The sequence below is a fragment of the Nocardia sp. CDC519 genome (assembly GCF_059509835.1).
In genome coordinates, this window is sequence record NZ_CM183377.1 from 901,730 (window position 1) to 917,730 (window position 16,001).

The 16,001-nt window shown below is 68.4% G+C and carries 10 protein-coding genes; 7 read left to right on the top strand and 3 right to left on the bottom strand.

Annotation, left to right across the window (positions count from 1 at the left end; all coding sequences use genetic code 11):
- The first annotated feature begins 85 nt into the window (after positions 1–85).
- Positions 86–691 (top strand): pyridoxamine 5'-phosphate oxidase family protein, encoded by a 606-nt coding sequence (locus tag AC5W7N_RS04030; RefSeq protein WP_163813539.1) that lies wholly within the window; start codon positions 86–88, stop codon positions 689–691.
- Between the two features lie 89 nt (positions 692–780).
- Here AC5W7N_RS04030 and AC5W7N_RS04035 read toward each other — a convergent pair whose 3' ends face one another.
- The gene (locus AC5W7N_RS04035; RefSeq protein ID WP_416382072.1) at positions 781–1,215 is read right to left on the bottom strand and encodes a GtrA family protein; all 435 of its coding nucleotides are present in this window, start codon (positions 1,213–1,215) and stop codon (positions 781–783) included.
- Between the two features lie 238 nt (positions 1,216–1,453).
- Between AC5W7N_RS04035 and dprE1 the strand changes: the two genes are divergently transcribed.
- From dprE1 to AC5W7N_RS04065, 6 genes are all read left to right on the top strand, one after another.
- Positions 1,454–2,932 (top strand): decaprenylphosphoryl-beta-D-ribose oxidase, encoded by a 1,479-nt coding sequence (dprE1, locus tag AC5W7N_RS04040; protein ID WP_163813540.1) that lies wholly within the window; start codon positions 1,454–1,456, stop codon positions 2,930–2,932.
- Positions 2,929–3,708 (top strand): decaprenylphospho-beta-D-erythro-pentofuranosid-2-ulose 2-reductase, encoded by a 780-nt coding sequence (gene dprE2, locus AC5W7N_RS04045; RefSeq protein ID WP_163813541.1) that lies wholly within the window; start codon positions 2,929–2,931, stop codon positions 3,706–3,708. Before dprE1 ends, dprE2 begins: the two co-directional genes overlap by 4 nt.
- A 250-nt stretch (positions 3,709–3,958) precedes the next feature.
- Positions 3,959–6,007, top strand: a complete 2,049-nt coding sequence (locus AC5W7N_RS04050) for a galactan 5-O-arabinofuranosyltransferase (protein ID WP_495923282.1) — start codon at positions 3,959–3,961, stop codon at positions 6,005–6,007.
- 138 nt (positions 6,008–6,145) lie between these two features.
- Positions 6,146–7,960 (top strand): glycosyl transferase, encoded by a 1,815-nt coding sequence (locus AC5W7N_RS04055; protein ID WP_495923284.1) that lies wholly within the window; start codon positions 6,146–6,148, stop codon positions 7,958–7,960.
- A 61-nt stretch (positions 7,961–8,021) separates the two neighbouring features.
- Entirely contained in the window at positions 8,022–11,414 is a 3,393-nt protein-coding gene (locus AC5W7N_RS04060; protein ID WP_495923286.1) for an arabinosyltransferase domain-containing protein, read from the top strand.
- 247 nt (positions 11,415–11,661) lie between these two features.
- The gene (locus AC5W7N_RS04065; RefSeq protein WP_014348450.1) at positions 11,662–11,823 is read left to right on the top strand and encodes a hypothetical protein; all 162 of its coding nucleotides are present in this window, start codon (positions 11,662–11,664) and stop codon (positions 11,821–11,823) included.
- Between the two features lie 95 nt (positions 11,824–11,918).
- Here the strand turns inward: AC5W7N_RS04065 and AC5W7N_RS04070 are convergent, their stop codons facing one another.
- Both AC5W7N_RS04070 and AC5W7N_RS04075 read right to left on the bottom strand, forming a co-directional pair.
- Positions 11,919–12,644, bottom strand: a complete 726-nt coding sequence (locus AC5W7N_RS04070) for a Uma2 family endonuclease (protein ID WP_495923288.1) — start codon at positions 12,642–12,644, stop codon at positions 11,919–11,921.
- A gap of 14 nt (positions 12,645–12,658) precedes the next feature.
- Entirely contained in the window at positions 12,659–15,946 is a 3,288-nt protein-coding gene (locus AC5W7N_RS04075; protein ID WP_495923290.1) for an arabinosyltransferase domain-containing protein, read from the bottom strand.
- Positions 15,947–16,001 lie beyond the last annotated feature (55 nt).

Genomic DNA, 16,001 nt, shown 5'->3' on the forward strand with positions numbered 1-16,001 from the left:
ATAAAATTGATCAGCTTTCGTTTTAAGTCGCTGGTTCGACGACGAGCCTCGACGGTCTCGAATCCGGCTATCTCAGGGGGCGCGCATGCGCGGCAGCGACGGCGAGCACGAACTACAGGAACGTCACGGCACCCAGGACCGGGCCCGGCGCTTCTATGACGACCAGGTCCGCGATCGGCTCAACGAGCAGATGATCGAATTCGTCGGCCGGATGGATATGGCGTTCATCGCCACCGCCGACGCCCGCGGCGAATGCGATGCCAGCTTCCGGGCGGGCGAACCGGGCTTCCTGCACGTCATCGACGCGCAGACGATCGCCTACCCGGAATATCGGGGCAACGGTGTACTGGCCAGCCTCGGCAATATCCACACCAACCCGCACATCGGAATCCTGCTGATCGATTTCCTGCGCGATCTGATCGGCCTGCACATCAACGGCTCGGCCCGCATCGTCGACGATGTCGCGCTGCGCACCTGGGTGCCCGGCCTGCCGCCGAGCCGGCGCGGGCGCGAGGCCCAGCTGTGGGTGGTGGTCGATGTGGAAGAGGCCTACATCCACTGCCGCAAACACATCCCGCATCTGGTGCCCGCCAGCCGTGAACAGCGCGAATGGGGTACCGACAGTGTGCGCGCCAAGGGCGGCGACTATTTCGGAGTCAAGGCGGAGACGGGCGCGCTGGTCGAGAGCTGAGCGGAGTGGGCGGCGCGCGCGGCCCGGCGGCAGCCTGCCCGCGCCGGCGGACGCCGTCAGTTCGCCGGGCCGTGCCGAGCCGGTCCGCCCTAGTCGATCTTGAAGATGACCATCCGCTGCACCACGAAATTGATCACCGTGGCGGTGCCCTGCGCGACCACGAACGCCAGCGGCAACCGCCACCAGGTGTCGTCCAGTGCCTGGTACATCACCCAGTTGAGACCGACCTGCACCGCGAAGGTCAGCGCGTAGAGCGCCACCACCGCGAGGAAACGGACGCGGCTCGGCGGTGCTTGGAAGGTCCAGCGGCGATTGATCAGGTAAGCGGTCGTGGTGCCCGCGATGAAGCCGATGGCCTTGGCGAGATTGACCTGGAGTCCCAGCGCGTACAGCAGGGAGTACAGGCCGAAATCGACGATCGCCGACAACCCGCCGGTCAGACCGAACCGGATCACCTGCGTCTTCAGGTCGACGTCCGTGCTCTGCTCGATTCGGCGCTCCCGGGTCGCTTCGTGGTTACGCAAGCTGCCTCCTTCGCTCCCATCGGTCACGCCGGCCGGCTCGTCGACCAGCGGAAGTTCGACCGGAAGCGGCAGATGGGGTTCGGCACTCACGCGCACGAGAGTAATGGACACCGCCGCGGCCCACCGCGCATCCACCGGCCCGGACCGCGTCCACCGCGCCGGGGCCGCGCGCGTGGCCGACGCCATACCGGCGGGTACGGCGACCCCGGCCGCCCGCTCGGCGATACCTGTAGCCTCTATGCCGATGTCCACGAAAGCTACGACCCCCACCACGACGACCGGTGATGACAGCGTTCCCGCCGCCACCAACGGCGCGGGCCGCGCGTTCGATCTACCGACGCGCACCCGGACGCTCACCGGGTGGGGTCGCACCGCACCTACATCCGCCGAAGTGCTCTCGACCAGCGATCCGGAGCTGATCGCCAAGGCCGTGGCCATGGTCGCCGAGGACAACGACGGCAAGCCCGCCCACCTGCGCCGCGGCATCATCGCGCGCGGGCTCGGCCGCTCCTACGGCGATCACGCGCAGAACGGCGGCGGCCTCGTCGTCGACATGACCGCGCTCAACCGCATCCACCGCATCGACGGCGACACCCACCTGGTCGACGTCGACGGTGGCGTGAGCCTGGACCAGCTGATGAAGGCGGCGCTGCCGTTCGGCCTGTGGGTTCCGGTGCTGCCCGGCACCAGGCAGGTCACCATCGGCGGCGCCATCGCCTCCGATATCCACGGGAAGAACCATCACTCCGAAGGCAGCTTCGGCAACCACGTCCGCTCCATCGACCTGCTCACCGCCGACGGCCAGGTGCAGACCATCTCGCCGAAGAAGAACGCGAAACTGTTCTGGGCGACGGTCGGCGGCAACGGGCTGACCGGCATCATCCTGCGCGCGACGATCGAGATGATCCCGACCGAGACCGCGTACTTCCTCAACGACGGCGTCAAGACCAGGACGCTGGACGAGACCATCGCGGTGCACAGCGATGGGAGCGAGGCGAACTACACGTACTCGAGTGCGTGGTTCGACGTGATGAACCCGCTGCCGAAGCTCGGCCGAGCCTGCCTGACCCGCGGCCGCCTGGCGACGGTGGACGAACTGCCCAAGAAACTGCGCAAGAACCCGCTGAAGTTCGACGCACCGCAGCTGCTCACCGTGCCCAACATCTTCCCGAGCTGGACGGCCAACAAGCTGACCCTCGGCGCTGTCGGCGAGGCGTACTACGCCATGGGCGGCACCTACACCGGCAAGGTGCAGAACCTGACCCAGTTCTATCACCCGCTCGACATGGTGGCGGAGTGGAATCGGGCCTACGGTCCGGCGGGCTTCCTCCAGTACCAGTTCGTGGTGCCGACCGAAGCGGTCGAGGAGTTCAAGCGGATCATCATCGATATCCAGGCGTCCGGGCACATCTCGGCGCTGAACGTCTTCAAGCTGTTCGGCCCCGGCAACCAGGCTCCGCTGAGCTTCCCGATGCCCGGCTGGAACATCTGCGTCGACTTCCCGATCCGGCCCGGCTTGAACGAGCTGGTCACCGAACTCGACAAGCGCGTCCTGGAATTCGGCGGCCGGCTCTACACAGCGAAGGATTCGCGCACCACCGCCGAAACCTTCCACCGGATGTACCCGCGCATCGACGAGTGGATCGCGATCCGCCGAAGTGTCGACCCCACAGGCGTTTTCATGTCCGATATGGCCAGGAGGCTGGAGCTCCAGTGATCAACGCAGTAGGTAACCCGCAGACCATCCTGCTGCTCGGCGGAACGTCGGAGATCGGGCTGGCGATCTGTGCCGAGTATCTGAAGAAGGGCGCCGCCCGGATCATCCTGGCCACGTTGCCGAATGATCCGCTGCGCGATACCGCGGTGGCGCAGATGAAGGCGTCCGGGGCCGAGCAGGTCGACGTCGTCGATTTCGACGCGCTCGACACCGACAGCCACCCCAAGGTGATCGATCAGGCCTGGGACGGCGGCGATGTGGATGTCGCCATCGTCGCCTTCGGTGTTCTCGGCGATGCCGAGGAGCTGTGGCAGAACCAGCGCAAGGCGGTGCAGACCGTCGGCATCAACTACACCGCTGCGGTGTCGGTCGGCGTGCTGGTGGGCGAGAAGATGAAGGCGCAGGGCTACGGCCGCATCATCGCCATGTCCTCGGTCGCCGGTGAGCGGGTGCGCCGCTCCAACTTCGTCTACGGCTCCACCAAGGCCGGCCTCGACGGCTTCTACCTCGGCCTCGGTGAGGCGCTGCGGCCCTACGGCCCGCGTGTGCTCGTCATCCGGCCTGGCCAGGTGCGCACCACCACCACGCTGGAGCATTGGAAGGCGACCGGGGCCAAGGAAGCACCGTTCACCGTCGACAAGGAAGAGGTGGCCGCGCTCGCGGTCGAGGCCTCGCAGAAGGGCAAGGAGCTGATCTGGGCTCCCGGACAGGTGCGCTACCTGATGTCGGTGCTGCGCCACATTCCGCGCCCGATCTTCCGCAAACTCCCGATGTGAGCAGGTGATCGACGGCGGTCGCGGTGCCCTGCGGGGTACGACCAGCGGCGTACCCGCGCGGCCGCCGTCGACTGAACTTCGAGCCGGCCGGGCTGGGACGTCGAGGGCGCGGAGGCAGCCCACCGGACTCCGGCAGTCGAATGCGCGTGATGGCCCACTGGACCTCGGCACGAAGGCGCGCGGATGAGGCTCCACTAGGCTGACCGCGACGTGCAGTCGGTACGACAGGAGCCGGAGGTTGGGCGCGCCGATGACAACGAACGACGATGTGCGGTCGGGGCAGTTGGTGCGCCGGGTCGGGGGCGCGCTGGGGCAGGCGGTGCTGGCGACGGTTGTCGCGGCCGTGGTCGCGGCGGTCGGCCTGTACGCGTTTTCGCTGGTGCAGTGGCCAGCGTTCAACTCCTCCAATGTGACTCGCGCCCTCACCACAGTCGGGCAGGTGGCCTCGGCCCTGCTGCTGGTCGCGTCGATCGTGCTGATCCGGCGCAAGACCAAGCTCTGGTTGGCGAAACTGCTGTCGTGGGCCGGGATTTCGGCGTTCGTCACGGTGACGCTCGGGATGCCGCTGGCCGCGACCAAGCTGTACCTGTTCGGTGTCTCCGTCGATCAGGAGTTCCGCACCGAGTACCTGACCAGGCTCACCGACAGCGCAGCGCTGCGCGATATGACCTACGCGGATCTGCCGCCGTTCTATCCGGCCGGATGGTTCTGGATCGGCGGCCGGGTGGCGAATGTGCTCGGCATGGACGGGTGGGAGGTCTTCAAGCCGTACGCCATCGGCTCGATCGCGGTGGCCGCGGTGCTCGCGCTGGTGCTTTGGTCGGAGCTGATCCGCGCGGACTGGGCGGTCGCGGTGGCGGCGGCGGTGACGGCGGTCGGGGTCGCGTATGCCGCGCCGGAGGCCTATGGCGCCGTCATCGCGATTCTGCTGCCGCCGGTGCTGGTGCTGGCCTGGGGTGCACTGCATCGGCCGGGCGCACAGCGGGGAACCGCAGGTGGCTGGGGTGCGGTGCTCGGCACCGGGATATTCCTGGGGGTGGCCGCCACTTTCTACACGCTGTACCTCGCGTTCGCGGCCTTCGCGGTGACATTGATGGCGCTGGTCGCGGCGGGGTACGCCGCCGTCACCCACCCCACCACCGCCCAGCGGGACACGACCGCCACGCAGCCCGCCAATGCCACCCAGGGCGCCAATGCCACCCAGGCCACCGGCACCACCCAGATCACCGCTTCCGCGCAGCGCTCCGGTGTGAGCGACGGCGGCGCGTGGCGGGCCGCACTTCCTCCGCTGGTGCGGCTCGTCGTCATCGGCGCGATCGCCGGACTCATCGCGCTCACCGTCTATCTGCCGTTCCTGCTGGAACTGCTCGGCGGCAGCTGGCCCAGCGGCGGCACGGCATTCCACTATCTGCCCGAGGCCGGCGCGGAGCTGCCGTTCCCGATGGTGGAATTCTCGCTGCTCGGCGGGTTCTGCCTGATCGGCACGATCTGGCTGGTGCTGCGGGCGGGATCGTCGCGGCGGGCGCAGGCGCTCGGGATCGGCGTGCTGGCGGTGTATCTGTGGTCGCTGCTGTCGATGCTGGCGACCGTGGCGGGGACGACGCTGCTGTCGTTCCGCCTGGAACCGATTCTGCTGGTGCTGCTGGCGGCGGCAGGCGCGTTCGGTTTCGTGGAGGGCGCACGGGCGGCGTATCAGGCGTTCAACGAACCGGAGCGGTTCCGGATCGTGGTGGTCGTGGTGGCGCTGGTCGGTGCGCTGGCCTTCACCCAGGACATTCCGCGGGTGCTGGCGCCGGAGATCACCACCGCCTACACCGACACCGACGGCGACGGCGTGCGCGCCGATCAGCGCGACCCGTCGGCGGTGGCCTACTACCGCGAGATCGACGCCGCGCTCACCGCCCGAACCGGACGCCCCCGCTCGGAGACGGTGCTGCTCACCGCCGACACCACCTTCCTCGCCTACTACCCCTACTTCGGTTTCCAGGGCCTGACCTCGCACTACGCCAACCCCCTCGCCGAATTCGCCGAACGGGCGGCGGCGATCGAAGCGTGGAGCACGCTGGAATCCCCGCAGGAACTACTCGACGCGATGGACGCGGCGCCGTGGCGGGCTCCGGATGCGTTCCTGTTCCGGCGCAGCGGCGAGGACTACACGCTGAGGCTCGCAAAGGACGTCTATCCCAACGATCCGAATGTGAGCCGGTACACCGTCGCCTTCCCCCGCGCGCTGTTCGACGATCCGCGCTTCACCAGCACCGATATCGGTCCGTTCACGCTGATCACGCTCGCGCGCTGAGGGCGGCGGGCAGGCCGCGGGTTGTCAGCTCGCACTCAGGGTGGTTGGGTACGGTGGGCTGCTGATTCGGCCGGGCACGAGGAGTTGTATTACGTTTTGAGTGGGGAACCTGACGTCGAGCGGGGTGGATCGACGGCGGTGGAGGTCGCGACGGAAGGGCCGTCGACGGCTCCGCGGCTCGCCACCGGCCACACACCCGAACGGACCCGTCCGCGGCTGCGGATACCGCGCGCCGACCTGCTGGTCGGCACCGGCTACCTGGTGCTCGCGACCGTCATCCTGTCCGGGCAGTGGCGCGATACCAGCGGCTCCTACCTGATCAAGAGCGGCCAGGACCAGACCATGTGGGAGTGGTTCTTCGCGGTCACCGCCCATTCGGTCGCGAATCTGGAGAACCCGCTCGGGACGAATCTGCAAAACTTCCCGGCCGGGGTGAACATGATGGCCAATACGGCCATGTTCGGAGTCGGGGTCCCGTTGACGCCGGTCACCCTGTTGTTCGGGCCGACGGTCACCTTCGTGTTCGTCCTCACCCTCGGCCTGAGCGCGACCGCGTTCGCCTGGTACTGGCTGTTCTCCCGGGAACTGGTGAGTTCGCGGACCGCGGCCGTCATCGGCGGTCTGTTCTGCGGCTTCGCGCCGGCGATGATCTCGCACGCCAATGCCCACCCGAACTTCGTGGTGCTGGTTCTGCTGCCGCTGATCGCCGGGCAGCTGATCCGGCTGGTGCGCCGGGCGAGCGTGACCGAGCGGCCGGGCCGCCGGGTTCGCGATGCGCTGATCCTCGGCTTACTGGTGGCGATGCAGATCGCGCTCGGCGAGGAACCTCTGCTGATCTTCGCGCTCGCCATCGCGGTCTTCGCCATCGGCTACTACCTGCGCGAACCACGGGCCGGGCTGCTCGTGCTGCGCCGCGCCACCCCGACGGTGGCGCTGGCCGCGGCGATCACGCTCGCGCTCACCGCGATCCCGCTGTGGTGGCAGTTCTTCGGGCCGCAGAGCTATCGATCCATCGACCACGGTCCGATGGGCAACGATCTCAAGGCCATCGCCCAGTTCCCCTCGGAATCGCTCGGCGGCATGTTCTCCCCCGGCCAGAGCGTGGCGATCAATCCGACCGAACAGAACGCCTATTTCGGCTGGCCGCTGCTGTTGCTGCTGGTGGCGACCGTCGCGCTGCTGTGGCGTGAGCGCATGGTGCGGGCCGCGACGGGCGTCATCGTGGTGTTCGGGGTGCTGTCACTGGGTTCGGAGGCGGAGTTCGGCAAAGAACCCACCGGCATCGCGCTGCCATGGCGGCTGCTCGAATCGGTGCCGCTGGTCAACTCCATGCTGGAATCCCGGCTGACCATGGCCGCGATTCCGGCCATCGCGGTGATCCTGGCGCTGGCCACCGAACGGGCCGTCGCCCTGTGGAAGGAGTCCGCGGTCGACCCCAAGCCGCTCGGCTGGTTCGCCGCGCTCGCCTTCGCTTTGCTGCCGCTGGTGCCGACGATCCTGCCGGTGGCCGAGCGCCAGGAGACGCCGCAGTTCTTCGCCGACGGCACCGTCGACCGGTACGTCGACCACGGCTCGGTGGTGGTGGTGCCGCCGCCGCGCCCACCCGACGCGCGGGCGCTGCGCTGGCAAGCCGACGCGGGCTTCACCTTCCCGCTCGCCGGCGGCTACTTCGTCGGGCCCACCGGCGCGGACAAGAAGGGCATCTACGGTCCCGCCGCGCGGGCCACCGCGTCGCTGCTGGTGAAGGCGCAGGACACCGGAAAGGTTCCGGCGATCGACGCCGACGACCGCGCGGCGGCACTGGCCGATCTGCGGTACTGGCAGGCCGACGTGGTGGTACTGCCACGCACCACCAACGCCGATACCCTGCGCCAGACCATGACCGAACTGCTCGGCACCGGACCGACCAGGGTCGAGGACGTCTGGGTGTGGGACGTGCGGATGCTGCGTTAGCTTCGGCGCCCACGGGCAGGCAGCGGGCTCCGTCCGGCAGCGCCGGTTAGAGTCGAGTCCCGTGCGACCGGACCGATCTCCCAGAGCGTTCAACCGTCTCCGCCTGATCGCCCTCGTCTCCGGATTTCTCGGATTCGTGCTGGCGTTGCTGACCCCGCTGCTGCCGGTGCGTCAGGAGCAGGCGGTGCTCGACTGGCCGCAGGCCGGGCAGACGAGCGTCGAAGCGCCACTGGTGAGTTACGAACCGCTGCGCCTCGAGCTCACGGTGCCGTGCCCGGTGCTGCGGGACGCTACGGGCACGCTGGTCTCCACCATCCCGATGGAGTCGGATCAGGCCTCGGCCAAGGGGCTGATCGTGGCGGTGCGCGACGGTTCGCTGTCGGTGCTGTTGCGTGATGTGCCGTTGCTGTCGGCGCCGGTGGCCGAGATCGGCGATTGTGAAGTCGTGCGGGTCACCTCGGAAGCCGCGGCCACCAGCGCCGAGATCTCCGGGGCGAATCGCGCGGATGGAACGCCGTTCCGCGCCACCGTCACTCGCGATATCCGGCCGCAGATGGTCGGCGTGTTCACCGAATTGGAGCAGGCGCGGCTCGACGGCATCCGGTTGCACGCCGATATCGATTCGCGTTTCAGCTCCTCGCCCAGCGTGTTGAAGCTCGCCGCGATGATCATCGCGGTGCTGAGCACCATCGTCGCGCTGATCGCGCTGCATCTGCTCGACACCTCCGACGGGCGACGTGCGCGCCGCTTCCTGCCCGCGCACTGGTGGCGGTTCACCCTCGCCGACGGCGCGGTGCTCGGCACGCTCGCGCTCTGGCACGTCATCGGCGCCAACACCTCCGACGACGGCTACATCCTGAACATGGCGCGTGCCTCCGAGCACGCCGGCTACATGGCCAACTACTACCGCTGGTTCGGGGTGCCCGAGGCGCCGTTCGGGTGGTCGTACGAGGTGCTGTCATGGATGACGCGGGTCTCCGACGCCAGCCCGTGGATGCGGCTGCCCGCGCTGCTGGCCGGCGTGGTGTGCTGGCTGGTGATCAGCCGCGAGGTGCTGCCCCGGCTCGGTGCGCGAGTGCGCCGCAACAAGGTGGCATTGTGGACGGCCGGACTGGTGTTCCTGGCCTTCTGGCTGCCCTACGACAACGGCCTGCGGCCCGAACCGCTGATCGCTGCCGGTGCGCTGCTCACCTGGTGCTCGATCGAACGCGCCATCGCCACCTCACGGTTGCTGCCCGCGGCGATCGGCATTCTCATCGCGGCCTTCTCGCTGGCCGCCGGGCCGACCGGGCTGATCTGTATCGCGGCACTGATCGCTGGGTCGCGGCCGGTGTTGCAGGTGATCGTGAAGCGGGCGCGGGGTGAGGTTGCGACGCAATCGGTGCTCGCCGAGGCTCGGGCGCGAGTGCGGGGCGCGGGCGGCGAAGCTCGGCCGGACGGCGTCCCCCAGCGACCTGACAGCCGGGTTCGGGAAGCCGATGCGAAACCCGCTCAGCGCCCGCGCGGTTCGCTCGCCAGCGGAATCTTCCGCTACGCGGCGCTGCTCGCACCGGGCATCGCCGCCGGAACCCTGGTGCTGGTGGTCATTTTCGCCGACCAGACCCTGGCCACCGTCATGGAAGCCACCCGGGTGCGCACCATCGTCGGGCCCAACGTCGCATGGTTCGACGAGCGCACCCGCTGGGACTCGCTGCTCATGCTGGCACCGGACGGTTCGCTGTCGCGGCGTTTCGGTGTGCTGCTGATGCTGCTGTGCCTGCTGGTCTGTGTACTGCAAGTGTTGCGCAAGGGCCGGATTCCCGGCACCTCGCGTGGGCCGTCGGTGCGCATTCTCGGCATCGTGTTCGCCTCGCTGCTGCTGATGATGTGGACGCCGACCAAATGGACCCATCACTTCGGCGTGTACGCCGGGCTGGCCGGTTCGCTCGCCGCTTTGGCGGCGGTCGCGGTGGGCGTCAACGGGATTCGCTCGGCGCGTAACCGGGCGCTGTTCGCCGCGGCCGTGCTTTTCCTGCTCGCCATCACGTTCACCGGGTCCAACGGCTGGTGGTATGTGTCCAGTTACGGTGTGCCCTGGTGGGACAAGGCGCCGCTGGTGGCGGGCAAGGGCATATCGACGCTGTTCCTCGGGCTCAGCGTGCTGGCGCTGCTGGTCGCGCTGTGGCTGCATTACCGGCAGCCGTATCAGCGTTCCGGCGGTTCGCGATGGGGCCGGTACGCCTCGGCCCCGTTGACGATCGCGGCCGCGCTGATGGTGATCTTCGAGGTGGCCTCGCTGGCCAAAGCCGCCGTTTCCCAATACCCCGCGTACTCGGTCGCGAAATCCAATGTGCGCTCCCTGGCCGGTGAGCCCTGCGCGCTCGCGGATTCGGTACTGGTGGAAACCAATACCGCCGATTCACTGCTGACTCCGTACGACGGCGACCCCGCCGACGGTCTCGTCTCCAGCGAACCCGGCGTACAGACGGTCGGATTCACCCCCGACGGCGTGGCCGACGATCTCACCGCCGACGCCGAGGAAATCGCCGGCGGCGGCGCCAATACCGTCGAAACCGATAACGACAACAAGACCAGCGACACCACCGGCGCGGGCACCGGCGGCGGCACCACCGCGCAGGCGGGCATCAACGGGTCGACTGTCGCGCTCCCGTTCGGCCTCGACCCCGCCCGCACCCCGGTGCTCGGCAGCTACCAGGACGACGACCAGAAGCAGGCGAAGCTCACCACCCAGTGGTATCGCCTCGACCTGTCCGGCTCCCTGCGCGAGGACCCCGCCTACCAGGTGCTCGCCATCACCGCGGCCGGTCGTATCCGCTCCGTCGACGCCGACGGCGTGCTCACCTACGGCCAGGACCTGGTGCTGGAGTACGGAACCCGCGCCGCCGACGGCACCATGACCGTCCTCGGCGCGATCGCGCCGACCGATATCGGACCGGCGCCGTCCTGGCGCAACCTGCGGGTGCCGCTGGACCAGCTGCCCGCCGAGGTGAACGCGGTGCGCCTGGTCGCCACCGACAATGACATCACCCAGCGGCAATGGCTGGCCATCACCCCGCCCCGCCTGCCGCGCCTGGCCACCCTCGATTCGGTCGTCGGCCACACCGACCCGGTCCTGCTGGACTGGCACGTCGGCCTGGCCTTCCCCTGCCAGCGTCCCTTCGACCACCGCTACGGCGTGGCCGAGGTCCCGCGCTGGCGCATCCTGCCCGACCGCGTCGGCTCCGACGCCTCCAACGCCTGGCAGGACGACATCGGCGGCGGCCCCCTCGGCTGGACCGAACTACTACTGCAAGCCGAGACCGTGCCCACGTACCTGAACGACGATTGGGGCCGCGACTGGGGTTCGCTGGAACAGTTCACCCCGTACGACCCGGATGCGATGCCGGCCGAACTCGACATCACGACCGTGACCCGCTCGGGTCTGGCCGACGACTCCCCGATCCGGATCAGATGACCCGAGCGAGTTCCTCGGGCGACAGGGCACTGTCGACGTAGTGCCAACGTCACCGCACCGCCGCGACGGATGTACCGCCTGCCTTCCCTCTGGTGGGTATATCCGCCCGCGGACGGGGTAGATTTTCCGGCCGCCGGCGATACCGCGCAGTAACTCACCGGTCACTCAGTGTCGGCCCGGGAAACGTTGCGCTACTGCTTGTTTCGATCTCAGGATTTACCCAGCGTCGAGTCGTACAGTTGAACCTATGACTCCGGCCTTCGAAGATATGCCCCTGCGCGATCTCGTCGGACTGCTCACCGACGAGGAGCAACGAGAACTGCGCCCGTCGGTGCTACGGGTGCTCAATCGGTTACCCGATCAGGAGGTGTTACGGCGCGAACTCGGCCGGCGCCTCACCAACGTGTAGTCAGCGAACTTCCCTCGTCCACCCGAAGGGCGGTGCTCGTCATATCGACGAACACCGCCCTTCCTCAGTTTCCTAGGCGCGCGACCAGAAGCCGATCACCCAGAGATCAATTCGGCGAAGGAGACGTCGACCGGCACCGGATCTTCCATCGTCAGGCGGCGCGTGTGCAGGTAGACGAGGTGGTAGCGGCCGTCCGACAGCCGGAATTCCTCGATCTGGGAGATTCCGTCGCCGGATTCGTTGGGGTACACGATCAGGTAAGCGGGGATGCCGGCCGCCGCGTACACAGCCTTTTTCTCGACGGTGTCGGTCCGGAAGGAGCTGTCGGGCGAAACGATCTCCACGACCAGTACGGCGTCGCCGGCGTAGAGCCGTTCGTCATCCTCCAGGCAGTGATACACCGTGACGTCCGGGCGGCGCAGGCTCAACGGAACGTCGCTGAGCCGGACGTCGACGTCCGTTTCGACCATCAGGCATGGCTCGGGCTTACGGCCGCTCTCCAGTGAGGCAGCCAACCTGCGCGCCACCCGGTTGTGCAACCGCGACGGACTCTCGCACTTCACGATGTGACCGTCGACCACCTCGATGGTGCGGCTGAAATCCGCAGGCAGATCCTCGTATTCCGCCGCAGTAATCTGCGCGGGGATCCACCGGTACCAGTCGCTCGGGGCGCCGCTCGTCATGCCGACGAGCGTACCGCCAGACTTATAACAGTCCAGACTGCTCAGAAGTCCCGCACCTTCCCCCGCATCCGCAGCCCGGAGCCGGCTTCCGCAGAAAGGGCGGTGCTCGTCGATATGACGAGCACCGCCCTTCGTCACGTTCTGGGACCGGCTCAGAACACCCGGAGCTTGCCCGGCTGCCACAAACCGGAGCGGGTTTCGGTGCCCGTCTGCAGTTCGGCCGGGACTGCCTCGTAGTACTGGTCGTAGCGTTCCAGGGAACCCCAGTCGCGGGCCCAGTCGTCCTTCAGATAGGTGGGCATGGTGACCGATTCGGCGAGCATCTGGGAGAAGCCGAGGGGGCCGCCGAATTCCTGGGCCTGCCAGGTGTCGGTGGAGCTCACGGCCAGCGGGCGGTCGGGCAGGATGCGGTAGCGCGGGACCTCGGCGACGCCGTTGTGGTGGGCGAACGGGCGCTGGCAGGGGAACTGGAGGCCGACGGCCCAGTCCAGCAGCACCGGCTGCTCGGAACCGAGGAAGCTGTTGGCCGATTCCAGGGTCGGCACCCGCGGCGGGGTGAAAGCCAGCCACTGGTCGCCGATCAGGATCGGGTCGTTGGCGACGATGCGCACCGCATCGGCTTCGGGGGCGATCTCGTCCAGCGGCACCCGCAGGTTGCGCCAGGACGGGAACGGTCCGATATCGCGGGGCAGGTAGGTGCCCAGCTGGGTGACGCTGCCGTCGGGCTGACGCTTGCCGTAGTCCACGGTCAGCGACTGGCCGTACTGCATGGCGCCGGTGTCGTCGTAGGACAGGATGCGCCCGGCCGCGGAGATGACGATCAGCGGCTTGTCCTCGGACCGCTCCGGCAGCCCGTACCAGCTCGACGTCACGAAGGCCGGCTTCTGCACGCCGTTCTGGTAGCTACCGAGCACGGGTGTGGTCGCCGGGTCGAGCCCGAACGGCAGGGCCACGGTGCTGCCGTTGACGCCGAGCGCGCCCTGGCCGCCGCCGGTGCCCGCGCTCTGCCCCTCGGCGAACGCGGCGCCGACCGACTGGGTGGAGGTGTTACCGGTGCCCGGCTTCACCTCGACGGCGTCGGCGGACAGATCGTCGGGCACACCGTTGGGATCGAAGCCCTCCGGGTCGACGCCGGCCAGCGGATCGTTCGGGTTGGTCGGCGGGTTCGCCGGATCGATGATCGGGGTCAACCGGCCACCGTTGGGATCGGCTTCGACCAGCACGTCGTTGGCGAGACCGCAGCTGGAGCCGGTGATGGCGTCGAAGTTCGAGCGCGCCAGCGAATAGCCGGGGTACTGCGAGTACGCGCCCTTGACCAGCGAGAGCACCTCGAACAGCACCATCGCCGCGGCGACCAGCGTCAACGGGATGGCGGCGAATTTCCGGATCCGCCGCCCGCGGGCCGAGCGCGGCGAACTCGGCGGTTTCGCATACCCCTCACGCAGCGCGTGCCAGGCCACCAGCGCCAGCGCCAGTCCGAACAGGATCAGGATGACGGTGTTGGACTGAATGCCGCTGACCGAGACCCGCTTGTCGAACCACGGCACCCCGAAGCTGGAGACGTACCAGTAGCCGTTGATCCCGGAGAACGCCACCGCGAGCACGAACAGCAGACCCGCCAGGAAGATCGCCCGGTTCTTGCGCGCACGCAGCGCGCTGGCCGACACCGCGACCGCCGTGACCGCCGCCAGCGAACCGGCGATACCGGCGTAGGCGCCGAAGTGGTGGGTCCACTTGGTCGGGTTGAACATCATGAAGAAGATCGTTCCGAACACGATGCCCATCAACCGCCAGGTCGGGGCGCTGGCGATGCCGGGCACCCGGCGCCTGCGCAGCAGCACCAGCATGGTGGTGAACAGGCACAGCAGCATCACCAGGAAGGCGAACCGGCGCGAGACCGAACCGTCGACGGTCTCCACGAACAGGTAGTAGTAGCGCAGGTAGTCCTCGTACCAGGCCAGGTTGGGGCCGGTGGCCTGGCGGACCCGGTTGGCTTCCTGGATGCCCGCGAAGGTCTGATCGCTGTAGACGACGGTCAACACCAGTAGACCGGCGGCGGCGATCGGCGCGAGCAGCGGCAGCGTCCCGTGTTCGCGCCGCTTACGCACCACGATCTTGACCATGGGCCGGATACCGGCAAGCAACGCGGCCACACACATCAGGCCCGTCGGCGCGGCGGCGAGCGTGAACGCGGCGATCAGCACCGCGGCCGCGGCGGGGAGCAGCCGTCCGGTGGCGATGGCCCGCTCGATCGAGACCCAGGTCAGCAGCGCGCCGAGCGCGACGATCGGCTCCGAGCGCAGGCCGTTGTCGAACGGCAGCCAGAAGGCAAGGAACACCAGGCCACCGGTCCACAGCGCCACCCGGCTGTTGCGCACCCCGCGACCCAGCCGTGGCACCACCTCGCGGCTGATCACCATCCAGCACAGGATCGCGCAGGCCAGCGCGGGCAAACGCACCCACGGGCTGGCCGTCGACACCTCGGCGAAGAGCTGGATGACGTAGTAGTACCAGCCGAACGGCGCCTCGGGGACGCCGTACCAGCGGAAGTAGTTGGCCATATAGCCGGCGTCCGGCGCGACCCGGACCATGCTCAGGATGTAGCCGTCGTCGGAGGTGTTGGCGCCGACGAAATGCCACACCAGCAGCGTGCCGATGACGGCGCCGTCGGCCCAGCTCGGCTTGAACCAGTGCGCGGGCAGGAACCGGCGGTGACCACGCCCGTCGCTGGTGTCCAGCCGGGCCAGCGCCGTCAGCGCGATCAGCGTGCACAGCACCGCCGCGATCATCGCGATCATCTTGATCGCGGTCGGCGTGGAGCTGTAGCGGGTGTCGATGGTGGTGTCGAAGGCCAGGCCCGCGGGGACCTCACCCTTCAGATCGGTGAACACGCCGACCACCTGCGGCCGCAGATCGCCGAGCAGCTGCCCTTCCACCGGCTGACCCGTATCGGTGGTCAGGCCGTTGAAGATCGCGTGCGTGCGGTCGATATCGGAGGTGATGGTGATGTCGGTGCAGCCGGCCAGCTCATCGCGCTGGGCGGAGGCGACCACGGCGTTGCGGTCGACGACGTCCACCGAGGTGTCCGAGACCCGGACGAACAGCGCCTCCAGCGCCGCCCGATCGCCCTGCGGCGGCGCGGTGGCCAGCAGCATGCCGCCCTGCGGCGGCAGTTGCGCGACCGCCGAACACGGGATGGTCGCGCGCAGCTCGATCGGCACCTGCGACATCAGCGGCGCCTGCACATTCGTGAGCTGCCCGTTCTGCGGCCAGCTCAGCGTCGCCGTCGTCTGCGTCACCGGTAAGAACGGCGTGGCCAGCGCGAACAGGGCACCGAGCACTCCCGCGACCAGCGCGATGAGCCGCGCGGTCCGGAAATCGCGCGGAGCGACCTGCGGTGCGGGCGGCGTCTCCGGCAAAACAGCGACTGCATCTGACACGGTTGGGAAGTCTAGAGCGCGGTGCCAGACGGGGCGTGCTCAGCACGACATTGCC